Consider the following 22,896-nt stretch of genomic DNA (forward strand, 5'->3'; position numbering starts at 1 on the left):
GCGAGGCGCCAGAGCCATCAGGGAGGGGGTTAAATCAGAGGTGTTTAGCGGTTTTCTTCGATATAGCGGGCCAGATCGGCCGGGGTTTTCAGCACCGTCGCCACGTCGGTTGGTGGGATCATACAGCCGTAAACGTCCTGCACTTCCAGCACCATGTCGACCGCCAGGATGGAGTCGAGAATGTCGGATTCAATCAGCTCATCGTGGAACCCCACCTTACGGGATAACACTTTTTCGAACATGGCGAGAATTTCTTGTTCCATAATTTTTCCTGAAATCATTAATTTGTGCGGGCGTAAGCGTCCAGCAGCTTGCGGTCAATTTTGCCGTTAGGATTCAGCGGCAAAGCGTCTTTTACGATAATTTGTGACGGCACCATATAGGGCGGAACCACCTTCGACAGCGAGGTTTTGATGGTATCCGGCGCCAGCTCCGTCACGCAGAACGCGGCAATGCGCAGCACGCTGCCGCAGGACTTCATCAGCGGCAGAACCACCGCTTCGTTGATGCCGGACATCGCCAGCAGGCGGTTTTCTATCTCGTTGATTTCAATGCGGTAGCCGTTCAGTTTGACCTGGCTATCGTTGCGGCCCTGGCAGTAGATCAGCCCGTCTTCATAGCCCAGATCGCCGGTCCGGTAGCCGCGAAACGCTTCATTTTCCCGATGAAGTAATTTCGCCGCGTTCTCCTGGGGCAGGCCGAGGTAGCCGCGCATGACGTTTTTCCCCCAAATAATGAGTTCGCCCTCGGCGGAAATTTCCATTTTGCTCTCAGGCATCATGACTCCCACCGGCAGCACGGCGCTGTCGCTGTTCAGGATCTCATCCGTGATTTCGACCACGGTTGTCGCGATGGTCGCTTCCGTTGGGCCATAGGAGTTAATGATTTTTGCCTGCGGGAAACGGCGTCGAAGCTGTTTCACCAGCGCTTTGTTTAACACTTCGCCAATGAAGATAAAGACGCCGAGTTCAGGCAAATACTCGCTGTTGAACTGCGGGGATAGCAGCTGCTGGTAGGCAAAAGAGGGGGTGGAAACCCAGGCGGAGACCGCGTTGCTTTTCAGCCTTTCCAGCCAGTTCTCTTTCTGAATATCGTCTTTGGCGTTCAGGACGATATGCCCACCCATCGCCAGATTCGCCAGCAAAGGGATCAGGGAGAGGTCAAAACTGAATACCGCGTGGTTCATCAGGACCGGTTTTTCCGGCAGCGAAAAGTCCTGGCTGACCCATTTCATAAAGTGCCATACGCTTTCACGGCCAATCTGCACGCCTTTAGGCTTGCCGGTGCTGCCCGAGGTAAACATGATGTAGGCCAGATCCTGCTCTTCCAGCACCTTGCCGGGTTCACCGGTGGCGATGAACTGTCGGGTCGCGACGTCGTAATAGTAAGGCGCATTGGCCAGGTGGCAGATCTCCCGCAGGCGCTCCTGCGGGTAGATGCAGTCCACCGGGATGTACGGAATGTTGTGCAGCAGACAGCTATAAATCGCCACGGCGAACTCGGCCTGCTGGTGGCCATATAACACGACCGGCGTACCGGCAACGGGCTGGCAACGCTGATAGCGCTCTGCCCAGTCCGCCACGGCGGTGGAAAGCTGCATCCAGCTTAAGGCTTCATCGCTGCCGCTGATGGCCAGCTGCTGCGGAGAAGCGGGATCGCATAATGCCGCGCGTAAGAAATCCTGCAGTTCCTGAAGATCGGAGTGATTTTTCATAGAGGTGACATTCCACTAAAGATGTAAAGGGATCCTGCGGCGCTTGCCAGCGTCAGAATTCGCCCTAAAAACGCAACAGCCGGATACTGCAACCCGCGGTGCAGTGCCGGGCTGCGTTTGGCTGACCACAGCAGCATGTTGTGAGCAACGGAAATTGCGCCAAACAGCGCGCCGCTGATGACGTAATGGCGTTCCAGACCATTCCATGCCCCCATGCAGAAAAGGGTGCAAAAAATACCGATATTTTGCGCCAGCGTTTTGTTTTGACGGAAAAAGTTGAACTTCATCAGGTTCATGTAAACGGGCATAAAGACCACATCGCGCAGCCATTCAGACAGGCTGATGTGGAAGCGGCGCCAGAAATCCTGCGGGTTCTTTGCCAGAAGCGGCATATTGAAGTTTGCCGGAATGTTGAGCCCAAACAGGCGGCCCGCGCCGATGGCCATATTGCTGTAGCCTGCAAAATCAAAGTAGAGGTAGGCGCTATAGGCAAGCGACATCACCACGCCCACGGTCAGCGTAAACGGCTTATGGCTCCACGGCTGGACGACAAGCGAATCAATCAGCATGGCAAACAGGAACTTCTGGACAATGCCGGTAATGATTTGCTCTAGCGCCACTAAAAACTGTTCGCGATTAAGGGCAAATACGGGCTTGCTGACGTCACTCATCCATGTCCGCCAGCGGTACATCGGGCCTGCCAGGATAATAAAGGGCATAAACAGATAGCAGAAATAGTGCAGGAAATTCTGCCCTTCTTTTTTACTGCGATAGAGCAGCACGTCCACCGCGCGGAACGTCATGAAGGAGAGGCCGATCATGCCGAGATGATGATTAACGTGCAATTTAACCAAAAATAAAGGAAGCAGGGTTAACACGATAGCCTGCCAGGTTTTTAACCATCCCTTTTCTTTTAACGTGGCGACAAGATAAAAGCTGAAAAATACGGCCGCGGGAACGCGGTAATCACCCTGAAAAATATAGCCCCAGCCTAATGCGGCCAGGACGGATAACGCCGATAAATAGGTCAGACGATGGCGCAACAGGCGATTGACCAGCGCAAACGCCAGGGCGGATGAAAATAAATAGACAAAAAACATTCCTGAGCTGTACATCATTCGGCCTCAGAACTTTTGATATTCAAAATGCAGCTGCATACTCATGCTGTCATCGACAGAGGTCCACGCGACGACGGTGATCGCCAGCAGGAGATAAAGAAAAAAAAGACGGATCGCGATTTTCATCATTTAAAACTCTGTGCAATAAAACGAATCATAGGAACCCAGGCCAGTTCGGAAGGGTGCAAACGATCCCAGTTCCAGCCATTCTGATAAGGCATGGCGTACATATCTAAATACGGGATCTGGTTCTCTTCCAGAATGGTTTTAATTTGCTTATCAACCGGGCGGAAGGTGTCGGTATTGTAAAGCGCCCAGGGGTTAACCGGGTCGACAATAGCAATCACCTGCACGTGACGGTCTTTCAGCAGCTGAACGGTTTTACGGAAAGCGGCGATCTGCGCAGGCACGACCGGCGTGTCATCCCACTGCTGCGGCTTACCGTCCTCTTCGTAAATCGTTTTGTCCATCCACAGCGTGGCTGCGCTCTGCTGGCGTTTTTTATTTAACTCGCGGGCATTCGCCAGCTCTTTGTCCCAGTCCGGTGAAATGCGGGTGGTTGGCTGCTGCGGCCAGGGCTGCATCGTCTCGGGCGTCACGTTGAGCAGCGCCAGCCAGTCATTTTTTATCTGGGTGCAGATGTTGGCAAACTGGAAGCTCAGCTCGTTCCACATCAGATCGGGGTGCCAGCCGAAGACGCGCATCTGGCCGAAGGTTAAATGGCTTATTCCTTTCGCATCAATATGTTTTAAGTAATTAACCAGTAATGGACGCGCTTGCGGATCTTTCATCAGCGGATTAAAGACAGATCCCGGAAAATTATCGGCATAAATAGCCGGCGGCAGCCCTTTTGAGTAAAAGCTGTCAGGTGCCAGAAGTAGCACCACTTTACTGTTTGCGTTAAGGCTATCTTTAAAACGAGAGAACAGTAAAAATTGCGTTTCATCATCAACAAAGGCATCGCCATAGGCCACGACGGGCTGGTGCAATTGCTTATTAAAGTAATTATATACCGCGTAATGTTCATCTTCTGAGGTAGCAACCTCAGACGCGCCAATGAAGAAAATGGCATTCCCTTGTAAGGCATGGGAAATAGTTGCAATTTTTTCCGCTTGTTCTTTAGGCGTGCCCGCCATGGATTTAATCAGCGGCTGGAAGGTGAGCGGGGGATTGAGGCTCCTCACCAAAGGGTGAACACAAAGGAACGCAATCGCCAGCGTCGCCATCAGGATATGTAAGCAAAGCGTATTTTTGATTTTCATCATCAACCAGTAAGACTACGTGGCAGTAATTTCTATAATCTGTGGGAACTCAGATTTATAACAATTACACAACAAATGGCCGTCTATTTTGGTGGCATTCTATACCAGAGCGATTTAAAAGGATGAGCGTTGCTGTGTTACGGTATGTACAAGGGAGCAGAGAGTGAGGCGGGAATGCTTCTCGGTGACTTTTTGCGCAGTTAAACGGCTATGGGCAAAAAACGAAAAATTCCTGCTTTACAAGGCGCTAATAGATGTTTATAGTGCGCCTCACTTTGGAAGCGTGGCCGAGCGGTTGAAGGCACCGGTCTTGAAAACCGGCGACCCGAAAGGGTTCTAGAGTTCGAATCTCTACGCTTCCGCCAAATTCGAAGCCCAGGTCGTTATGCGACCTGGGCTTTTTCGTTTCTGATGCACCCTCGCTTTTGGCTAAAGTCGCTGTCTGTCCGTTAACTTATGCGCCGTATCCCACTGAATGTCGATGAATATGACATCAGCCGGGAGCAGATCTTCAATCCGTAGCGTTTGTGGTTGTTCGCCCCGTGACGTCGGTAATCACTCTCACAGCCCCCATCAAGCCGTTCAGTAGGTTCAATGCCGCCAACGACAGTCAGGCTATTATTCCTGAGTTTTAGCTGTACAACCTAATAACAAATTCAGCGTTTAATTCACATCATAAAGTAATCTGTTATTTTTTTATTTATCGTAAATTAATGATTTCCGCGGTGCCTTGTTTATTGAATATTTATCGTTGTTTCTATATGTTACTGATGATGTTTAAATGTCTAATCAAAATTTGATGGTGATAATATGTCTGCTAATGTTTCTGGGATTCACTGTATGAGGTGTGGATTAAATTGTCCTATTGAGTATGAGAGTAAGAGCAACGATTTACAGTGTGGGGAGCGGAAATTTGCAATATGGCCAGATGGAAATCACTATTTTAAACGCGCAATTAACGATCTGGTATTTAAAGAACTTACCTGCTTTATCCCCAGGGGCATTATAATTGTGGATTTTTCTTTAGATCATATCCTGCTTTTTTTAGATAAAGAATGGATTGAGAAGTTGCGGATGACGGGATTAAAAATCATTCTGGTGGTTGAAAAAAGTATGCTCCCGATGGCTAATTTCTGGATGTCGCGCTCCGAGTTATTCGGCGCGGTAGTCGTCAATAATGGCGTTCACGGCTTTGTCGAAAAGATCAAACGCCTGATGCTTGGACGGATCCCAAAGTGCCGCCGTACCCCCTCCTTCACAGACCATGAAATGACCACGCTCAGGCTGCTCGCCAGAGGGCACTCCAACCAGGATATTGCCCTCGTGATGCAGTGCGGTGCCCGGAATGTCTACCGCTTTCAGTACTCTTTGCGGAAGAAATTTGGTGGAATGGATCGGCTGCGAGAACTGCGCTTCAGGCATGCTATCACTGCGCCAGGCTAGGGTTTTACGGCTGTGAATCCGCAAAGCAACCGCTGCCTAAACGATTGTAACGGCCCAGTGCGACAACATATTTTTTATTACCGCTACGGGCTTCAGGTCCTTGCCAGCTTTCGCCCGGCAGCATATAAAATTGCGTCGAGCTTTCATCATCACCATTGCACCCTTTTTGCAGGACTACCCGAAAATAGGTATTTCCCGTGTTGCGAATAATGCCTTTTGCTTCATCAATCTCATATTTTAACTGCGTCTTACGGGGCCGAACGATGAGTATGGTACTCATGGCGACAACCGGAGTGATATCCATCTTTTTCTGGTCTTCGCGCCATGGGAACAGCGTAATAGGTGTTTCTTTGAATATGACGCGATAGTAGCGTTCAATGTCGTCGTTTGGGCCATGATAATAGAGTTTAAAATACTCCTTGCCGTTGGCCTGAACCGTAAACTTAAGGGGGGACCAGACTAAATCTTTGCTGGCGCGGGACACCGTTGCTTCATTTCCGTCACCCGGGCGCAAAATCTGATACGCCGACATCGTGTATAAATTATTGCGCGTTGTATCATTGTATATAGGCTTTGAAATGAAATTTTTGCTGGCATCCATATCAAATATGATCGAGGTGAAATACACCGCCGAAGCGGGGCAGGGGAATATTCCCCCTGCCAGAGCAAAGCAAAGACCGGGCGTAATAAGGCTTTTCTTCATCATTTCTCCTAACGGTTGACGCCCACCCACGTGGCGGTGACTTTCACCTCTCCGCTGGCGCTGACGGTCCCCATCCAGTCATGCCCATCGACGGTCAGTTTTGAGCGGGAATCATTCATCGGAAACAGCAGTTTGAGTGTGGTGGTAAAGAAGAATCCGTCGTCGATGTTGGCATTCCATGCGGTTTGCACCCAGGCAGCGTCGGTCATGTCGACCGGGTTTTCGCTGCAGCTATTACGGACCTTCACTTCCTGGCCGGTGGCTGAAATCCACGAAAGATACGCCGGTACCGGCACGCTGAGCATGCTGTCCGCAGAGGTAAACAGGCAGTACGGCACGCCGTTCAGCGAGGTTGAATCGCCGACAACCTGCGCGGTAATGCTGTCAGCCTGACGTGCCGCAGAGGTAGTCACCTTGTACTCGAAGGCGATCGGCTCGTCACTGCCAATCTTCCCGGAGGCTTTGGGATCGGCGTTCCCATCGCTGGAAACAATGCTGATGCCATATTCACGAGGGGTGATGTTGATAAGCGTCGAGGGTGTGAACTGGTAATAGCCGGATTGCGGTGTCACCGAGTTGTCGAAGTAGAAGGTGAACAGCGAATCCTTGTTGGTCAGGTCGGTCCCGGCAGCAAGTGCTTTTTTGAAAAACGCGTTCGACAGGAACACGTACACATACTCCCCGGTCGTGCTGAACACTTTTGTATAGGTGCTGGACGTTCCGAAGTTGGTCCAGGTCTTACCGTCCCCGCTGTATTTCACATCAGCCGATGCAGGAGAGAACCCGAGCATCGCCGTGTCGATAACCATCTGGAAATCGAGCGAGGTGGTCACGGTTTTGGTTTGCTGCAGGTTGTAAGAGACCATTTTACATATCAGCCCGGTGCTGTTCGATACCACCCCTACCTGACACAAATCAGAACCCATATTCACGCTCGGCGTGCCGTCGCTGGCGACCCAAATCTCAGCCATTGCTCCGGTGCTGTTCAGCGTTAGGTGACCGACTTTTTCAAAGCTCATGGTGTAGTAGCGCCACGTGCCGCCGGTGGCGAGATCTTTACAGCGCTCGCCGGAGGCAAAGTCGTAGTCAGTCCTGGCATTCATGTAGCACAGGTTGAACTGAAAAGTATCGGTGGCGCCCACCGGTTGACTACGGAAATACTCATACGCAGCCGGGCTTAGCGTCCCTGCGCCGTAGCTGCCATTTTCCACGCTGCTTCCGGACATCGCATGATAAAAACCATTTTTATCCAGAACGTCCGGGGCGATATAGCCTGATGCCGGGCAATTCGCGCCGGTGGTCATACAGCGAATACCGAGAAACGGCTGAGTAATCGGTGAGTTATCGATCCACACGTCAAAATAGCGGTTGGTGTAGCTCCAGCCCGAGTTACCCATATACCCCAGGCTGCGCTGATTCGTTTTGTATTTCGTCCAGACGTTGGCTCCGCTAAAGCGAGGTGAGAGTGAACCAGACGTGATGAAGTATTCGTTATCGACGGCGTTGTCGATAAACAAATAGGTATTGCTGCCGCTTCCGCTGCTGCTGGCGGTCAGGGCCAGCGCGGGAGTGGCGAGCAACCCGCCCACCATCAGCAATACGCTCTGCGCTTTAGTAAACATTTTCAACGTCTCCTGTCCGTGATGCCGTTTGTTGTTGGATTTCGCATGGGATATCCCCCAGCCATACGGCGCCTTTGGCCTCATTTAAATCCAGGTCCGCTTCGCAGATGCCGCCAGCTTTATCCATCAGCGTGATGACCGGATAGCGCTTGTCGACATCCATGGCGAACTCGCCGCGTTCGTCAGTGCGGGTTTTACCGATGTGGTTATGAATATCCGTATTGGCGTAATAGCCTCCACGGCCGTCTTTCACGCGGCCAAATACGGTGATGAGTTGTTTAATTTCCGGGTTGAGCACGCTGACGTTGCCGGGATAAAGCACGACTTTGCTGCGGCGACCGCTGACAATATCCACGCTGTCTTCCGCATTTTTGTCGTTCATTAACTCCACCCTGTATTCCGCGTACGGAGGCAGGCTGATGAAATTACTCTTACCCGTTAGCGGGTAGTTTTGGCCGTTTATCTGTGCGGTCATTCGCCCCTGTTCGCTGAAGTTGGTGTTGACGACCAAACCTGCTGTCTGGGTACCTTTACCGACGTACAGATCTTTCTGCGTCCAGGCAACGCTTCCCTGAGAGCTAAGGCTGTAGTTTGAGCTGTTCTGCGCGGTACGGGTCATTGATACCGTACCCGCGTTATATTTGGTGTCGTAGCTGAGGAAACCGTTCGCCGCATAGTCATCGGATCGGTAGCTGTTATCATCGTTGCCTTGTTTAATCCGTTTCGAGAGCGACGCGCCCGCCTGAGTAATTACGCTGTCATCGAAGCGTTTACGCACGGTGGCATTCGCCAGCATGTTGCCGTTCTGACTTGAAACGCCAGCGCTGAACCAGGTAGAGAAGGGGATCGATACGTCGATATTGATATACTTATCGCGTAGATTTTCGTTGTTTTCGTACTGGTAGTTCTGAACGCCTGCACGCAGCGAAACGGTCGCGTAGCGATTAGAAAAAAGCGACTGATTATAATCGACGTTGGTATAGGTGCTGCCCGTGTATTTATTGTTGGTGCGGCTCACCGTCAGCGTGCCGAGAAAGGGGGCGGCTTTGCGCATATTGGCCGTCGCGCCAATAGTCATGTAGTCGCTTTGCTGGAGAGGTAATTGGTTGCCGATGTGGCTGAACTGACGAGAGCCCCATAGGTTACCGTAGCCTTCAGGAATGCTGAGATTGAGCGTAGAGATGCTCTGCCAGCTGCCGTCATTCCCCAGCAGCACCTGCTGGTTAACGCTAAAGGCGTTGTTAAAGATAGCATTCGCTTCGGTTTCGTTCACGGCGTTACTGTCAAAACCATACAGCGTGGTTTTCAGGTTTACACCCGAAAGCCAGGGCTGGCTTGTCGAAGCGGCCACTCCGGCAATCCATGTCTCTTTTTCGCCATAGTTAACGTTACCGTGACGGCGATAATCCATCTTGTTGTATTCAAGGGCACCGCCAAACATCTGCCACGACAAATCGCCGGTGACGCTGGATTTCCGGGCAAAGGTTTTGTTGATATTTGCCGTGCGACGACTGACTTCGCGGCCATTCACCACGACCTGAACGTCAACGTTATAAATGCCAAATGGCAGGCGCGAGGTATCAAGCTCATAGCTCCCCATGGAGAAGTTTTGAATACTGAGCAGTTTGCCGTCGCGATAGACGTGAACCTCCCCGGCGGCTGGCAGGAATACCGTGACCGGCACCAGGGCAAGGGTGTTGTCATCAATCTGTGAGCTGCTTTTGTTGCCGTAGCTCATGCCGTAAATGCGGCTGGAGTTGAGAGCGCTCATGCTGGCGATGGACTGTAGGTTCCAGGTATCGACCATCCCCATTGCCACACGACGGCCCTGATAATCCCGTTCATACATGGTCCGATACAGCTCGCCATGCTGATTGCCGGTGCCAATACCATATACGGAACCGTTGATGTTCAGATGGTGTTCGCGCAGTGCCCAGGTATTATCGAGCGTAAGATAGCTGCTGGCGTTGTCATTTTTTTCGTATTTGTTGTAGTAGCTTCCAATGGAATAATTCAGCACGCTTGAAAGCTGCTGGGCAGAGGATTCGCCGAGCATATTGGTGCGCGGTAAAATAGCCGCCTGCATTGCATCCCGATTAACGGTCAGTTCAAGATAAAAGGAGCGGGTGTCAAGGGACAGCGACGCATCTTTACTGATATAGACGCGCTGACCGTCTCCAATGCTCTTATCCTGTAAACCCGCCAGGAGTGATTTGATTTGCGGTGACAGCTCGGTACGGTTCGGTAACTCGCTCAGGGTAATTTGGGTAACGCGAAATTCATTATCCTTAACCGTCAAAATGGCATCCGCGATTTTTTGCTGGCTGCGCTGAGTGCTGTAGTCACCTTCATAGCGGATAAAAACAGGGACGGTCATACCTTGATATAATGCATTGGCGAATACGGGAGGGATAACATAATTGCTGACGCGAAGGGGCATTGCAGAACTGGCGGCCCAACCATGGTTTATCGACAGCAATAATCCAGCAAGCAACGTCCCTTTGACATAATCCAGATTATCCATAATGGTTCTCAGTTTACATTAATATAGGTCTCACCATGCCAGATCCCAATGCGTGTCTTTTTGTTGGTGAGGTCGGTGTGTTTTATTTTTACGCTAACACCGGGCATCAGGTAATAGCGCTCCCGGCAACCCTGTCCGGTATCTTTGGTTTTGTCCCTGCACGGTCCGTAGGAAATAACACGAAAAGAGGCATTTCCTGTATTGGTGACGGTGTCATTACTACGGCGGTAATCAAACTTCTCATTGCGAGGCGCTACCACCAGAATTGTACCGATAATGGCTGAGGTGGTGGCCTCACCCTGTTTTCTATTTTTACTTGCGCCAAATTCGGTTACCGGTTCATCAGTCCAGGATATCCGATAATAACGCTCTTTATCATCTTGCGGCCCTTTGTAAAAGAACCGAAAGTTCTCTTTGGCATGTCCGGGTAAAATTAAACTTGCAGGCGTGGATAATAATTCTGATTTCGTCTCGAGCGGTATAATAGTTCCATCCGCCATGGGAGAGGAAAGGCGTTCTACGCTCACGCTAACGTAACGAGCAGTATCCGTGGTATTGGCTATTTCCTTCGACAAACTTGTTGATTCAGGCCCCATAATGGCAGTGACGTCACCGACATTAATCGCCTGGGTGGAGAGTGATAGAGCCAGCAAAGGGAGTGAGATCAGCAGGGGATTGAGCTTCATAAGTGTGTCCTTATCAGGAGGCCGAAGCCTCCTGCAGATGCCCGGGGGTTTACAATCCGGGAATTAAACGGTCCAGACTGCGGTAAACTGCACGCGAACGTCGCCGCTCCAGTAACCGTCTGTCAGATCGCTAAACTGAGCGGTGGTGCTGCCGTCAGAGGTGGCTGATTCGATGTTGAAATCGAAGTTGCCCTGGGCGCTGGTACGGTCGCTACCGGCGTACGCGGTGCTCACCGCCAGTGCATCCAGACCGGCGGAAATGTTGTTTGCCGTGTCGATCATGGTGACCGGAGCCGTTTTGCTCAGCGCGTTGCCGTTCCAGTTCACGCCAACATCCAGAGTGGAGGCATCAGTGGTGCGGCTCAGGGTGTTGCTCACGATCTGAGAGGTCAGCATGAAGTCAGTCGCGCCGGACTGGCCTTCGATGGTGATATCAAATGCGCCTTTTTGAGTGTTAAACGCTTTAATTCCCTCTGCATACTGGAATGTCAGCGATTTAAGAGGGGTAACAACCAGTGCGCTGGTGGTGTCTTTGGTTGCGCTCGCATCCCAGCTTGCAGTGGCAGAGGCTGTAATATCAGCCATTGCATTGGAAGAAATAAGAGCAGCTGCCACAATACCCGCTAATACGATTTTGTTCATTTTCATTTTCCTAAAAGTATAAAGTTAGTTCCATTAATGGAGTTACTGCGATGTTTACTTTCTATCCGGAGATTATGGTATTTAATCTCCCTCTGCCTCCCATCTTATTTTGCAGGCTGAGTCTTATTGCGTAGACTTTCCTTTCAGTCTCTGACAATGTTTTTGCTATTTCTTTAACGCTTTTCTCGGCGAGCATAAGATCTAAAACACGCACCTCTTTATCATTGAGCCTTTTACGATGTGAGCGCTCATCCCGATGCCCGAGAAAAGAAACGTTTATTTTCTTTTCTATTTCAGCTTTGGTATCGCTGGTGCTAATAACGGAAAATATCTCCTGACAACGCTTTTTCCAGTACAAGGCCAGCGGTTGCATTGATCTGTCAGAGATGAGTATTAATCGTAATCCTGATTGAGTCAGGTACTCAATCCACTTACTGTTAGTAAACAATCTGACGTTATAGCGAGAAAAATCAACGAAAATGAACCCGGCATGAACAAAATTATAATGCGTATTCACGAGGGCAAGCTTAATCCCTGTCTTCAAATACGTATTTTTGTCGGGCCATAAGCAGTATTGATTTTCAATGCAATTTATCATCTTTATCGTGGGCTGTGGTCTAAGCTCGCAATGATAATGACAACTCATACAGCATACTTTTTCATATTTCTGCGATGGCATATGCCGATTTATTTCCTTGTTGTTATTTACCCTGTTGTCCTGTGATGTCGTTATATTATGGCTAGCGTAAAAATGTGACAACTTTAATTTCTAAATGTGTCCACAAATAAATATCTGTATATTCCTGGATTTTCTTAGACGATGAGAAATGGCTAAATGGCTATTTTATATGAGAATTGTCTTAATTGGTGGTTTTTTGTTCTTGAAATGAACCAGGAATTTTACGCATTCATATAGGAATTTTCGCTTTCTCAGTGAGGCAATTGGTTAAAAAAAAACAGCACGATTAATCAAAAAAAGAATCAAGAGCACGATGTTTGTTTTTGGGTTGTGATTTTTTGGTTATTTATTTGTTAAATATGCGTATTTAAATGGTTTAATTTGACGCGAAAGGGTGGGGTTAAACAAATTCCGCTGGAAGGATTGACGTTCAATAATTGATCTCGTGCAGAGATTTGCTGCAGAAATCCCCCTGGCGAGAGGCACCAAACGTTAACGACCTGTGAAAGATTCACGCGCCGACTGAGGTGTTCACAAATGCTCAACGATAACCCTGCGATAGGGCTATCGCAGGATTTTTCACTCTACAGCCCGATCGCCAGCTCCCCGGAATGGCTCCGCGAACAGCACAGCGCCACCTGCTGCTCCGGCGCGTTTTTTTCCGCCTCAGACTGTACGCTATCCCGGTGATCCACCACGCCGTCAATCACCGGCGTCAGGCAGGCCCCGCAGATCCCCATCTCGCAGGAGAGCGGAACCGCCACGCCATTTTCCAGCAGGACCTGGGCGATGGTTTTATCCGCAGGGACAGGCCAGCGGTCCCCGGTAGAGGCCAGTTTGACCATAAAGATCTCGCCCGCGACGCCGCTTGTGACCGGGGCCACGGGCTGAAACGCCTCGCTGTGAAGCTGGGCATCATCCCACCCTTTCGCGGTTGCCAGCTCGCGCGCTTTTTCCATAAAGCCCGCCGGGCCGCAGACCCAGGCGTGAAGCCCCGCCTGCGCTATCGGAAGATGCTCTGCCAGCGCGGCGCGCGGGCTGTCGGTATGAATAGTGCACTCACCGAACTGTGAAAGTTCCCGAACAAACGCCGCGCTTTCCCGGTGTTTAACGTAGTAGTGCAGCGTAAACGGCGTTCCGGCAGCCTTCAGCTGCAGGGCCATGGCGTACAGCGGCGTGATGCCGATCCCCGCCGCCAGCAGCAGCACACGCTCTGCCTGCTGAAGCGGGAACAAATTGCGCGGGGCCGAGATTGTCAGCTTCTGCCCGGGCCGCAGCGTCTCGTGAACGTAGCGCGACCCGCCGCGCGAGGCGGTTTCCCGCCCCACGCAGATAAGATACCCGTCGTCCTCACATGCCCCGGTCAGGGAATACTGGCGCACCACGCCGCAGGGCAGATGCACGTCAATATGTGCCCCCGGCTGCCACCGCGGCAGGGTTTCACCGTTTTCAGCCACCAGCCTGACGGCGAGGCTCCTGTCGCCCTCGCGCCACAGCCCGTCAACAATTACGCTCTGCATATCGGCCTCCGTCATACCAGGAAAAATTCGCCAAAGCCCATTTTTTTCAGCCCCCGACGGTAGGCAATCGAGCTTTTATCCGCGGGAATATGGGCCTCCAGCGTCAGATCCAGCGGCAGGCTTTCCGGACGCTGGGTTTCGACCATCAGGCGATCCTCTTCAAAAATCCGCAGATTGAAGGCATGCACGTCCTCTACCGGAATATGCAGATCAAAGTTGCGGGCGATAGGGGCGAACATTCGGGTTACCCGCGAGGACACCGGCGACGCGGCGTTCATAATCACCAGCCGGGATTCCCCCGGGAAATGGATCGTCAGGGTGGCGGTAAACGGCAGATGCATTTCAAAATGGCGCAGCCACTGGAAGCCTTCCGGCGCCTGCACGGGTGAACTGGCGGGATAGTTGCTGACGGAACTCCAGTAATCGGCTACAAACCCAAACGGCGTCTCCTGCGGCTGATAGTGGGGCACCAGCGGGTTATCCGGATCCGCAAAGGTATCGGTATGGATCCAGGCGAAGTGCGCCACGTCCAGAAACCCTTCCACCTGACGCCCGGCGAAGCCGTTCACCTCAAACGCCGGGCAGTTGATCTGCTGAAATCCGTCATCATCCCAGTGCGGCATGGTGGGCAGCGGCACGGGATTTTCCGGGTCAAAGGCCAGGCAGGTCCAGATCAGGCCAAAGCGTTCCTCTACGGCGTAGTTAATCAGGTTCAGCTTCGCCGGCACGGGCTGGTCGGGGCTGGAGGGGATTCGGTTGCAGCGCCCGTCCTCTCCGAAACGTAAGCCGTGGTAAGGGCAGATAATCCCGTGCTCGTCATGAAAGCCGAGCGTCAGCGGCACGCCGCGGTGCGGGCAGACGTCACGGGCGACCACGACCTGGTCATTAATCCGGTAAATCACCAGCGGTTCGTCCAGCAGGGTCGCCTTGACCGGCGCCGGGCCGACGTCGCAGGCGCGGGCGACCGGATGCCAGCATTTCGCCAGGCGCAGCCAGTCCTCTGGCTCAAACGTGCAGTGGGCGGGTGGAGTCGGTTCTCTTTTCATCGTTGTCCCTCTTACGTTCAGCCTAACGGGCCGCCCTGAATGGTCTCGCACAGACCGTTAATGATGCGCTCCCCGGTCTCCTCTTTCAGCTCCTGATACCAGGCCTGGGTCAACGCCATGTCTTTCCCGTGGGTGACGTCGCAGCGCTTGCGCGCCTTCAGCACCAGGTCGCGCACCCGGTCGCAGCGCAGCGCTTCGTACTGCCGCAGCGCCAGCGTGATGCTGTGGTTTTCACGCAGGCATTCGCCCAGCACCACGGCATCTTCCATCGCCGCGCAGCCGCCCTGACCGATATCCGGCGTGGTGCTGTGCCCGGCATCCCCCAATAGCGCGACGTTGCCGCGTACCAGGGTGTCGAACGGTTCGATGTCGTGGATCTCAATCCGGTTGGTGGTGTCGGGGTCGAGCGCCGCGATAAGCTTTTGCACCGGCGGGGCCCAGCCGCGGAAGTAGCCCGTGAGATCGGCGCGCAGGGTGGTGCGATCTTCCGCCAGACCGGCGGGGAGCGGCACGTCAAAAAAGAAATAGAAGCGACCGCCGGAAACCGGCATCAGCGACACGCGTTTGCCTTCGCCAACGAAGGTGGTCCACTGGTGCGCCGGGGCGATCTCTTCATCAATCTTCACCAGCCCGTTCCAGTTCACGTACCCGGCGTAGCGGCGCTCCGGCGTGTACCCCAGCACGTACGGGCGAACCGCAGAGTGGCTGCCGTCGGCGGCAATCAGGAAATCGCCGGTTGCCGTGGTGCCGTCGGTAAAGGTGACGCTCACGCCCGCGTCGTCTTCACGGACGCGTTCGACGCGCTTGCCAAACTGCACCCTGTCGCGGCCCCAGAAGTCCAGCATTTCGCGCTGAAGCTCGGCGCGCGAGACGGGGCAGGGACGCCCGCCGGTGCGTTCGACCAGCGGGGCAAGGCTAAAGCGGGTCAGGGTCTCGCCGCGCCGGTAATCCTTGTAGGCCATAAAACGCATCGGGCCGCCGTAGGTCTCGATGATGTCGCCCATGCCGAGGTGCTGCATGCACTTCACGCCGTTCGGCCAGATGGAGATGGCTGCCCCGACGGGCCTGATCTCCTTCACGGCTTCAAATACGGTACAGTCGATGCCCGCTTTCTTCAGCGCGACGGCGGCGCTCAGGCCGCCAATACCCGCGCCAATAACGATTGCTCTCATGCTTCTCTCCTTTTGCAGGGTGTAAAGACATTCAGCAATTTGCGTACCAGGCTGCAGAGTGGCGAAAACGGCATTGTGGGGCAGGCGTTTGCACTGCTAAGGTGCGAAAACGCCGTGAGCGTGCCTTTTCTTGAATCAAAAATTTCCCGTTGAGCTATGCGGAATCGACTGTTTCACGTCCTCGCTCAGAGTGGCGTGGTTTGTGCAATACCCCGGAGAAGGACAATAAAGGAGACGCTATGATCGGACTGCACGACTTCAATCATCTTTCCCACGAAAAGGCGTTCGCGCTGGTTCACCCCTGCGTGGCGCTACCCGACTGGGCCGATGCGCTGGTTCGCGGGCGGCCTTACGCCAGCCGGGACGAATTGTTCAGTACGGCAAAATCGCTGACGCAAACCTGGGACAACGCGGCATTAACGCAAGCATTGAGCGCCCATCCGCGCATCGGAGAAAAGCCAACGGGCTCACAGGCGGAGGCGGCGCTGTCGCGCCAGGAGCAGGGGGCGGTGAACGATCGCGATGCTGCCCTTGCCCGGGCGCTGCGTGAGGGCAATGCCCGCTACGAGGCCCGCTTCGGACGCGTCTTTTTGATCCGCGCGAAGGGGCGCAGCGGCGAGGAGATTTTACAGGCCCTGCACGCGCGGCTGGAGAACAGCGATGCGCAGGAGGTACACGCCGCGCTGGAACAGCTGCGGGACATCACGCTGCTAAGGCTGGAAGGAGTGATTGGCGAATGAGCACGCTCAGCACCCATATTCTTGATATTTCGACGGGCAAGCCCGCAGAGGGCGTGACGGTTCACCTGCAGCAGGACGGGAACACGCTGGCCACGGGCGTCACCAACGCGCAGGGGCGCATTGCCGCCTTCGTGCCCGCTCTGCCAAAAGGCCGCTACCGGCTGGTGGCGGAGATCGGCCAATGGTTTAGCAACAGTGGCCGCGACACGATCTATCCCTGCGCGCAGATTGATTTTGTGACGGGAGGAGCGGCAGACGAGCACTTTCATCTGCCGTTTGTGATTGCGCCCGGCGGGTGGTCAACCTACCGGGGCAGTTGACCACACCCGCTCGCCGTTGACCCAGGTTTCGCTGATGTTGCGCTCGTCACCGAGGGTCATCAGCACAAAAAGCTGCTCGTAGATATCCTGGCAGCGGCGATTGCGCAGGCGCTGCAGCGGCGTCACGTCCGGGTCGATGACGACGAAATCCGCCTCTTTGCCGGGCGTGAAGTTGCCAATCTTATCGTCCAGGCGGAGGGCGTGCGCGCCGCCCAGCGTGGCGTGATAAAACGCCTCGCTGGCGCGCAGGCGGTAGCTCTGAAGCTGGCCGACCTTGTAGGCTTCCCCCAGCGTGCGCAGCATGCTGAAGGTGGTGCCCGCCCCGACGTCGGTGCCGATGCCCATCCGCACCCTGTGCTGCCAGCAGGCGGGCAGGCGAAACAGCCCGCTGCCGAGGAACAGGTTAGAAGTGGGGCAAAACGCCACCGCCGAGCCGGTATCATGCAGGCACTGCCACTCGCTGTGGTGAAGATGGATCGCGTGGGCAAACATGCTGCGCTCGCCGGTCAGGCCGTAGTGGTGATACACGTCCAGATAGCGCTCGTGCTCCGGCCAGAGGTCGCTCACCCAGGCCACTTCGTTGGGGTTTTCGCTCAGGTGGGTCTGCAGCCAGGTATCCGGAAACTCCTCTCTGAGCAGGCTGACCGCGGCAAGCAGCTCGGGGGATGACGTCGGGGCAAAGCGCGGTGTAATGGCGTATCCCAGACGCCCGCGATGATGCCAGCGCTGGATCAGCGCCCGCGTCTGCCGGTAGCTCTGCTTCGCGTCTTCGCTCAGGTAGTCCGGCGCGTGTCTGTCCATCATCACCTTTCCGGCGATAAGGCGCATGTTAAGGCGCAGCGCCTCTGCAAACAGCGCCTCGACCGATTCCGGATGCAGCGTGCAGAACACCAGCGCGGTGGTGGTGCCGTTGCTCACCAGCTGGTTAATGAAAAATTCGGCGATCTCTGTCGCGTAGGCCTCATCGGCAAACTGGCTCTCCACCGGAAAGGTGTAGGTGGTCAGCCACTCCAGCAGCTGCTCGCCAAAGGCGCCGATCATCTCCGTCTGCGGGTAATGGACGTGGGTATCGATAAAACCGGGCAGCAGGAGCCTGCCGCGCATATCGGTGTAGCCCTTGTGAGGGTCAAGATACTGCTCGCCCTCCTGCCACGGCATGTGCGCCAGAATGGTGCCGTTCTGGATAAACAGCAGCCCGTCCTCAAGGTAGCGCGCGTGTTCGGCGATCGCGTCCGCGCTGTCGCAGACCTGGGCAATGTCAAAAAATGCACCGCGTATCGCAGTCTGGTATTCCATCATGGTTCCTGCCTTGGTGTTTGCGTAGCGGGGTAAGAAGGCTCAGCAAGAACGGTGCCAGAATGAACGGGCCGCAGTTACGCTGCGGCCCGAGGGGGAGGGTTACTCTTTTTGCGTCGCTACGCGGGAGCTGAACGTCGTCGCACCTGCCGTCTCGCGATCTTCCCGCGCCAGCCAGCGGTAGGTCACGCCGCCGAGGAAGACGCCGATGAACCAGCTGAAGTTTGCCACCTCATGCAGGGCCGGGATAAAGCTAATGACCAGGCCCACGGCAACGGAGGGGATCAGCGCGCCGATGGCTTTTGGGTTAAAGCCGTTGCGATACCAGTATTTGCCCTTCGGCGTGTCGTCGAACAGATCGTCCACCGACACCTTGCCGCGCTTAATCAGGTAGAAATCGGCAATCAGAATGCCGAACAGCGGGCCGATAAATGCCCCGAGCACGTCCAGGGTGTAGTGGATAAGCTCCGGCGAGTTGAACAGGTTCCACGGGGTGAGCAGGATCGAGCCGACGGCGGCAATCATCCCCCCGGTGCGGAAGCTGATTTTCTGCGGCGAGCAGTTAGAGAAATCAAAGGCCGGTGAGACGAAGTTCGCCACAATGTTAATCCCGATGGTGGCGGTGATCATCGTCAGCAGGCCAATCGCCACCGCCAGATCGTTACCCACGCGGCTGACGGTTTCGATAGGGTCGGTGATCATGCGGCCAAACAGCGACTGCGTGCCGGAGACAATCACCACGGTGACGATGGAGAACAGCAGGAAGTTAAACGGCAGCCCCCAGCGGTTGCCGCGGCGGATCTCCCCCATGCTTTTGCCGTAGCGGGAGAAGTCGCCAAAGTTGAGCAGCGGGCCGGAGAAGTAGGAGACCACCAGCGCGGTCGCGGTGATCATCTGCCAGGTCTGCTCGCCCACGCTCAGGGATTTGCTGGCGAGGGTAAAGGAGATGCCGTCGAAACCGGTCTTGTATACAATCCAGCCTGCGAGGGCCAGCATCACCACGTAGACCGCCGGACCGGCGATATCAATAAAGCGCTTGATGGCGCTCATGCCGTGCCAGAAGACCATCGCCTGCAGAACCCACATAATGGCAAAGCAGATCCAGCCCAGATGCGACAGGCCGAGGAACGCGCCGGTGGTGAGCGAAGAGAGTGACGGCCAGAACTTCAGCGCCACCAGCATCAGGGCGTTGGCGGCCAGATAGGTCTGGATGCCGTACCACGCGAAGGCAATCAGCCCGCGGATCACCGCCGGAATATTGGCGCCGAAGACGCCAAACGCCTGACGGCTGATCACCGCATAGGGCACGCCCGCCATCTGGCTCGGTTTTGCCACCAGGTTGGCGCATAGCTGCACGATGCAAATCCCCACCAGCAGGCAGAGCAGGACCTGCCAGCTTGCCAGCCCGAGCGTAAAGAAGCTCGCGGCGACAACATATCCTCCCATGCTGTGCACGTCCGACATCCAGAACGAAAAGATGTTGTACCAGCTCCAGTTCTGGTCACGCGTCGGTGCCAGATCCTCATTGCAAAGACGTGGGCTGTAAGCCGCATCGGAATCAGCGGCCGTACCCTGCTGCGCGTTTTGACTGTTTGGCATGAAACCTGCTCCTGTGAATGAAAACCCCTTGAGTGGGCGTGCAGAGGGGGTTGCAGGATCCAGGCCAAAATAATAAATCTTGTATGCAATATTTTATTTTTATGTATACGATTCGATAACGCGAAGTTAAATATGGAGTGTTAAATGAACAACCTAAATGCCCTGCAGACCGCGCCAGACCTGCATGACAAAGACGAATCGATCTTTCAGGCGCTGATGACCGCGATTGTCGAACATCAGCTGCTGCCGGGGAGCAAACTGCCGGAAGAGGCGCTGGCCGAGGTCTTTGGCGTGAGCCGCACGGGCATCCGCAAGGTGCTTCAACGACTCGCCGCAGTGCAAATGGTCACCTTATCGCCCAGGCGTGGTGCACACGTCGCCAGCCCGACGGTAGAAGAGGCGCGGCACATCTTCCGCACCCGCGCCCTGCTGGAGGTCGCCAACCTGCCGGACGTGCTGGCCCACTGCCAGCCGCCGCACCTTGCCGCGCTGGAGGCCATTATTCGCCAGGAGCAGCAGGCGCACGAGGCGTACGACGGCCCGGCGGCGATCCGCCACTCCGCCAGTTTTCATATTCAGCTGCAGGCCATCTCCGGCAACCAGGTGCTCACCGAGATGGTGACCGGCCTGAGCCAGCGCTCGTCGCTGGTGATTGCCACCTGGGGCGCGCCCTGGCGGCAGGGCTGCCGCTGCAACGATCACGAACAGCTGGTGGATCTGCTGCGCCAGAAGGCGCTTGAGCCATTAAGCGATGCCCTCATGCACCATTTTGAACATATTGTTGCCAGCCTTTGCTTTGAGCGGGCGGGCGAGTGTCTGCCTGATTTTGCCCGGCTGTTTGCCGGCCACAAGGAGTCGTAATGTCCGTCCGTATACAAGTGATCAACCCCAACACCAGCATCGCGATGACGGAAACCATCGGCGCGGCGGCCCGCGCGATCGCTGCGCCGGGAACCGAAATCATCGCCGTCTGCCCAACCGCGGGCGTGCCGTCTATAGAAGGCCACTTTGACGAGGCCATCGCCGCCGTCGGTGTTCTGGAGCAGATCAAAAAAGGCAGGGAGCAGGGCGTGGACGGTCACGTCATCGCCTGCTTTGGCGATCCGGGCCTGCTGGCGGCGCGCGAGCTGGCGCAGGGGCCGGTTATCGGCATCGCCGAAGCCGCGATGCATATGGCGACGCTGGTGGCGACGCGCTTTTCGGTGGTCACCACGCTGCCGCGCACGCTGATTATTGCCCGTCATCTGCTGCATCAGTACGGCTTTCACGATCGCTGCGCGGCGCTGCACGCCATCGACCTTCCGGTACTGGCGCTGGAGGACGGCAGCGGTCAGGCGCAGGAAAAAGTGCGCGCGCGCTGTATCCAGGCGCTGAAAGAGGACGGCTGCGGCGCCATCGTGCTGGGCTGCGGCGGCATGGCGACCCTGGCGCAGGAGCTAACGCGCGAGCTGCGCGTGCCGGTGATCGACGGCGTCAGCGCGGCGGTGAAGATGGTGGAATCGCTGGTGGCGCTGGGGCTGTCGACCAGCAAGCACGGGGATTTGGCGTTCCCGGAGAACAAACCGTTAAGCGGGCAGTTTCAGGCACTGAATCCATTTTAATTTTTTGGGGGTGGCAATGGGGCTTTTTGATCAGGATTACCCGCGGGATCTGCGCGGCTACGCGGGCAGCCCGCCGCACGCGCGCTGGCCGAATCAGGCGCGCATCGCCGTACAGTTTGTGCTCAATTATGAAGAGGGTGCGGAAAACCACGTTCTGCACGGCGATGCCGGTTCCGAGCAGTTCCTGTCGGACATCATCGGCGCGGCCAGCTACCCGGACAAACACATGTCGATGGACTCCCTCTACGAGTACGGCAGCCGCGCCGGGTTCTGGCGGATCCACAATGAATTCCAGAAGCGCGGCCTGCCGCTGACGGTCTTCGGCGTAGCGATGGCGCTGGCGCGTCACCCGGAGATCGTCGAGGCAATCAGGGCGGCGGATTACGACGTGGTCAGCCACGGCTGGCGCTGGATCCATTATCAGAGCATGGATATCAGCCAGGAGCGCGAACACCTGCATAAAGCGGTGCAGGTGCTGACCGACCTGTTCGGCAAGCCGCCGACGGGCTGGTACACCGGCCGCGACAGCCCCAACACCCGCCAGCTGGTGGTGGAGCACGGCGGCTTCGACTACGACAGCGACTACTATGGCGACGACCTGCCTTTCTGGACGGAAGTGGCCTGCAGCGACGGCACCCGTAAACCGCACCTGATAGTGCCCTACACGCTGGATGCGAACGACATGCGCTTCGCCACCGCGCAGGGGTTCAACACCGCCGAGCAGTTTTATACGTATCTGAAAGACAGTTTTGACGTGCTGTATGAGGAGGGGGAACGCGCGCCGAAAATGATGTCCATCGGCATGCACTGCCGCCTGCTGGGGCGGCCGGGGCGTTTTCGCGCGCTGCAGCGGTTCCTGGATTACGTGCAGCAGCACGAGCGGGTGTGGGTCTGTACCCGCCAGCAGATTGCGGACCACTGGCGGGAGGTGCATCCGTTTCAGAAATAATTGAGCCGTGTTTTGCCGGGTGGCGGCTGCGCCTTACCCGGCCTACGGAATCTCGTATTCCCGGCGGTGTTACACCATCAAACTCACCTGTGCCGTCACAAGCAAACCGTTTCAGACATAATTGTGCGATGTTTTGCCCGGTGGCGCTGCTGTATGACCGGATACATAGGTGACAGATCAGACCGGGAACATAGGTAACACTTTTAGTCTATCCGGATCACACTCTGGGTTTTTCGGTCGTAGTACGCAAGCGTTATCCC

Annotated in this window: 21 protein-coding genes, 1 tRNA gene and 1 pseudogene; 7 read left to right on the forward strand and 16 right to left on the reverse strand. The window is 55.1% G+C overall.

The window, feature by feature from the left end; translation table 11 throughout:
• Positions 1-44: 44 nt before the first annotated feature.
• The 5 genes from ACMWKK_RS17725 to ACMWKK_RS17745 are packed head-to-tail and all read right to left on the reverse strand — an operon-like array spanning position 45 to position 4,094.
• Complete coding sequence (locus ACMWKK_RS17725) at positions 45-263, reverse strand: acyl carrier protein (protein ID WP_045330727.1); 219 nt, start codon at positions 261-263, stop codon at positions 45-47.
• A 17-nt stretch (positions 264-280) separates the two neighbouring features.
• A complete protein-coding gene (locus ACMWKK_RS17730) occupies positions 281-1,714 on the reverse strand; it encodes an AMP-binding protein (RefSeq protein ID WP_112781183.1) in 1,434 nt (477 codons plus the stop codon).
• The gene (locus tag ACMWKK_RS17735) at positions 1,711-2,829 is read right to left on the reverse strand and encodes an MBOAT family O-acyltransferase (RefSeq protein WP_045330721.1); all 1,119 of its coding nucleotides are present in this window, start codon (positions 2,827-2,829) and stop codon (positions 1,711-1,713) included. The genes ACMWKK_RS17730 and ACMWKK_RS17735 overlap by 4 nt, the downstream gene beginning before the upstream one ends.
• Positions 2,830-2,838: 9 nt before the next feature.
• On the reverse strand, positions 2,839-2,961 hold the full coding sequence (locus ACMWKK_RS17740) for a hypothetical protein (protein WP_256371422.1): 123 nt from the start codon (positions 2,959-2,961) through the stop codon (positions 2,839-2,841).
• Positions 2,958-4,094: a D-alanyl-lipoteichoic acid biosynthesis protein DltD gene (locus ACMWKK_RS17745; RefSeq protein WP_112781182.1), complete on the reverse strand. Its 1,137-nt coding sequence runs from the start codon at positions 4,092-4,094 to the stop codon at positions 2,958-2,960. The genes ACMWKK_RS17740 and ACMWKK_RS17745 overlap by 4 nt, the downstream gene beginning before the upstream one ends.
• Before the next feature lie 277 nt (positions 4,095-4,371).
• Here ACMWKK_RS17745 and ACMWKK_RS17750 point away from each other — a divergent pair.
• A tRNA-Ser gene (locus ACMWKK_RS17750) sits at positions 4,372-4,459 on the forward strand.
• Between the two features lie 445 nt (positions 4,460-4,904).
• On the forward strand, positions 4,905-5,537 hold the full coding sequence (locus tag ACMWKK_RS17755) for a LuxR C-terminal-related transcriptional regulator (protein WP_112781181.1): 633 nt from the start codon (positions 4,905-4,907) through the stop codon (positions 5,535-5,537).
• 4 nt (positions 5,538-5,541) lie between these two features.
• Here ACMWKK_RS17755 and ACMWKK_RS17760 read toward each other — a convergent pair whose 3' ends face one another.
• The 9 genes from ACMWKK_RS17760 to hpxO form a co-directional block, all read right to left on the reverse strand.
• Complete coding sequence (locus ACMWKK_RS17760; RefSeq protein ID WP_045330714.1) at positions 5,542-6,243, reverse strand: fimbria/pilus periplasmic chaperone; 702 nt, start codon at positions 6,241-6,243, stop codon at positions 5,542-5,544.
• Between the two features lie 5 nt (positions 6,244-6,248).
• Complete coding sequence (locus ACMWKK_RS17765) at positions 6,249-7,862, reverse strand: fimbrial protein (protein ID WP_112781180.1); 1,614 nt, start codon at positions 7,860-7,862, stop codon at positions 6,249-6,251.
• Positions 7,852-10,386 (reverse strand): TcfC E-set like domain-containing protein, encoded by a 2,535-nt coding sequence (locus ACMWKK_RS17770; protein ID WP_161656520.1) that lies wholly within the window; start codon positions 10,384-10,386, stop codon positions 7,852-7,854. The genes ACMWKK_RS17765 and ACMWKK_RS17770 overlap by 11 nt, the downstream gene beginning before the upstream one ends.
• Before the next feature lie 8 nt (positions 10,387-10,394).
• Complete coding sequence (locus ACMWKK_RS17775; RefSeq protein ID WP_045330710.1) at positions 10,395-11,072, reverse strand: hypothetical protein; 678 nt, start codon at positions 11,070-11,072, stop codon at positions 10,395-10,397.
• Positions 11,073-11,135: 63 nt separating this feature from the next.
• The gene (gene ecpA / locus ACMWKK_RS17780; protein WP_045330800.1) at positions 11,136-11,714 is read right to left on the reverse strand and encodes a common pilus major fimbrillin subunit EcpA; all 579 of its coding nucleotides are present in this window, start codon (positions 11,712-11,714) and stop codon (positions 11,136-11,138) included.
• A 61-nt stretch (positions 11,715-11,775) separates the two neighbouring features.
• Complete coding sequence (locus tag ACMWKK_RS17785; protein WP_181663669.1) at positions 11,776-12,087, reverse strand: LuxR C-terminal-related transcriptional regulator; 312 nt, start codon at positions 12,085-12,087, stop codon at positions 11,776-11,778.
• A gap of 890 nt (positions 12,088-12,977) precedes the next feature.
• Entirely contained in the window at positions 12,978-13,913 is a 936-nt protein-coding gene (locus ACMWKK_RS17790) for a PDR/VanB family oxidoreductase (protein WP_112781178.1), read from the reverse strand.
• 11 nt (positions 13,914-13,924) lie between these two features.
• Entirely contained in the window at positions 13,925-14,959 is a 1,035-nt protein-coding gene (gene hpxD, locus ACMWKK_RS17795) for a molybdenum cofactor-independent xanthine hydroxylase subunit HpxD (RefSeq protein WP_112781177.1), read from the reverse strand.
• 17 nt (positions 14,960-14,976) lie between these two features.
• Positions 14,977-16,131 carry an FAD-dependent urate hydroxylase HpxO gene (hpxO, locus tag ACMWKK_RS17800; RefSeq protein ID WP_045326878.1) on the reverse strand — a complete coding sequence of 385 codons (1,155 nt, stop codon included), beginning with the start codon at positions 16,129-16,131 and terminating at the stop codon, positions 14,977-14,979.
• Positions 16,132-16,370: 239 nt separating this feature from the next.
• Here hpxO and uraD point away from each other — a divergent pair, with 239 nt between their 5' ends.
• Both uraD and uraH read left to right on the forward strand, forming a co-directional pair.
• Positions 16,371-16,871, forward strand: coding sequence for a 2-oxo-4-hydroxy-4-carboxy-5-ureidoimidazoline decarboxylase (gene uraD, locus ACMWKK_RS17805; RefSeq protein WP_045326879.1), 501 nt, complete (start codon positions 16,371-16,373; stop codon positions 16,869-16,871).
• Complete coding sequence (uraH, locus tag ACMWKK_RS17810; RefSeq protein ID WP_112781176.1) at positions 16,868-17,191, forward strand: hydroxyisourate hydrolase; 324 nt, start codon at positions 16,868-16,870, stop codon at positions 17,189-17,191. The genes uraD and uraH overlap by 4 nt, the downstream gene beginning before the upstream one ends.
• Here uraH and guaD read toward each other — a convergent pair.
• Both guaD and ACMWKK_RS17820 read right to left on the reverse strand, forming a co-directional pair.
• On the reverse strand, positions 17,171-18,490 hold the full coding sequence (gene guaD, locus ACMWKK_RS17815; protein WP_045326881.1) for a guanine deaminase: 1,320 nt from the start codon (positions 18,488-18,490) through the stop codon (positions 17,171-17,173). The genes uraH and guaD overlap by 21 nt on opposite strands.
• 99 nt (positions 18,491-18,589) lie before the next feature.
• On the reverse strand, positions 18,590-20,086 hold the full coding sequence (locus ACMWKK_RS17820; protein WP_112781175.1) for an NCS1 family nucleobase:cation symporter-1: 1,497 nt from the start codon (positions 20,084-20,086) through the stop codon (positions 18,590-18,592).
• A gap of 144 nt (positions 20,087-20,230) precedes the next feature.
• On the opposite strand from ACMWKK_RS17820, the gene ACMWKK_RS17825 reads away from it, so the two are divergent.
• The 3 genes and pseudogenes from ACMWKK_RS17825 to puuE all read left to right on the forward strand — a co-directional run bounded on the left by ACMWKK_RS17825 (position 20,231) and on the right by puuE (position 22,636).
• The gene (locus ACMWKK_RS17825; RefSeq protein WP_045326883.1) at positions 20,231-20,947 is read left to right on the forward strand and encodes a GntR family transcriptional regulator; all 717 of its coding nucleotides are present in this window, start codon (positions 20,231-20,233) and stop codon (positions 20,945-20,947) included.
• A pseudogene (hpxA, locus tag ACMWKK_RS17830) lies at positions 20,947-21,819 on the forward strand (allantoin racemase). The gene ACMWKK_RS17825 and the pseudogene hpxA overlap by 1 nt, the downstream one beginning before the upstream one ends.
• Positions 21,737-22,636, forward strand: a complete 900-nt coding sequence (gene puuE, locus ACMWKK_RS17835) for an allantoinase PuuE (RefSeq protein ID WP_223239944.1) — start codon at positions 21,737-21,739, stop codon at positions 22,634-22,636. The pseudogene hpxA and the gene puuE overlap by 83 nt, the downstream one beginning before the upstream one ends.
• Positions 22,637-22,896 lie beyond the last annotated feature (260 nt).

It is taken from the genome of Enterobacter sp. 01-M-03-SI-ECC (genome assembly GCF_047530215.1).
Taxonomy (GTDB): domain Bacteria; phylum Pseudomonadota; class Gammaproteobacteria; order Enterobacterales; family Enterobacteriaceae; genus Enterobacter; species Enterobacter chengduensis.

Coding starts and splice junctions, on each gene's coding strand:
- ACMWKK_RS17825 (WP_045326883.1), top strand. CDS start 20,231: ATGAACAACCTAAATGCCCTGCAGACCGCGCCAGACCTGCATGACAAA.
- ACMWKK_RS17760 (WP_045330714.1), bottom strand. CDS start 6,243: ATGATGAAGAAAAGCCTTATTACGCCCGGTCTTTGCTTTGCTCTGGCA.
- guaD (WP_045326881.1), bottom strand. CDS start 18,490: ATGATGGAATACCAGACTGCGATACGCGGTGCATTTTTTGACATTGCC.
- ACMWKK_RS17740 (WP_256371422.1), bottom strand. CDS start 2,961: ATGATGAAAATCGCGATCCGTCTTTTTTTTCTTTATCTCCTGCTGGCG.
- ACMWKK_RS17765 (WP_112781180.1), bottom strand. CDS start 7,862: ATGTTTACTAAAGCGCAGAGCGTATTGCTGATGGTGGGCGGGTTGCTC.
- ACMWKK_RS17770 (WP_161656520.1), bottom strand. CDS start 10,386: ATGGATAATCTGGATTATGTCAAAGGGACGTTGCTTGCTGGATTATTG.
- ACMWKK_RS17785 (WP_181663669.1), bottom strand. CDS start 12,087: ATGCAACCGCTGGCCTTGTACTGGAAAAAGCGTTGTCAGGAGATATTT.
- uraD (WP_045326879.1), top strand. CDS start 16,371: ATGATCGGACTGCACGACTTCAATCATCTTTCCCACGAAAAGGCGTTC.
- ACMWKK_RS17725 (WP_045330727.1), bottom strand. CDS start 263: ATGGAACAAGAAATTCTCGCCATGTTCGAAAAAGTGTTATCCCGTAAG.
- ACMWKK_RS17730 (WP_112781183.1), bottom strand. CDS start 1,714: ATGAAAAATCACTCCGATCTTCAGGAACTGCAGGATTTCTTACGCGCG.
- uraH (WP_112781176.1), top strand. CDS start 16,868: ATGAGCACGCTCAGCACCCATATTCTTGATATTTCGACGGGCAAGCCC.
- ACMWKK_RS17745 (WP_112781182.1), bottom strand. CDS start 4,094: ATGAAAATCAAAAATACGCTTTGCTTACATATCCTGATGGCGACGCTG.
- ecpA (WP_045330800.1), bottom strand. CDS start 11,714: ATGAACAAAATCGTATTAGCGGGTATTGTGGCAGCTGCTCTTATTTCT.
- ACMWKK_RS17735 (WP_045330721.1), bottom strand. CDS start 2,829: ATGTACAGCTCAGGAATGTTTTTTGTCTATTTATTTTCATCCGCCCTG.
- ACMWKK_RS17790 (WP_112781178.1), bottom strand. CDS start 13,913: ATGCAGAGCGTAATTGTTGACGGGCTGTGGCGCGAGGGCGACAGGAGC.
- ACMWKK_RS17775 (WP_045330710.1), bottom strand. CDS start 11,072: ATGAAGCTCAATCCCCTGCTGATCTCACTCCCTTTGCTGGCTCTATCA.
- hpxO (WP_045326878.1), bottom strand. CDS start 16,131: ATGAGAGCAATCGTTATTGGCGCGGGTATTGGCGGCCTGAGCGCCGCC.
- ACMWKK_RS17755 (WP_112781181.1), top strand. CDS start 4,905: ATGTCTGCTAATGTTTCTGGGATTCACTGTATGAGGTGTGGATTAAAT.
- ACMWKK_RS17820 (WP_112781175.1), bottom strand. CDS start 20,086: ATGCCAAACAGTCAAAACGCGCAGCAGGGTACGGCCGCTGATTCCGAT.
- hpxD (WP_112781177.1), bottom strand. CDS start 14,959: ATGAAAAGAGAACCGACTCCACCCGCCCACTGCACGTTTGAGCCAGAG.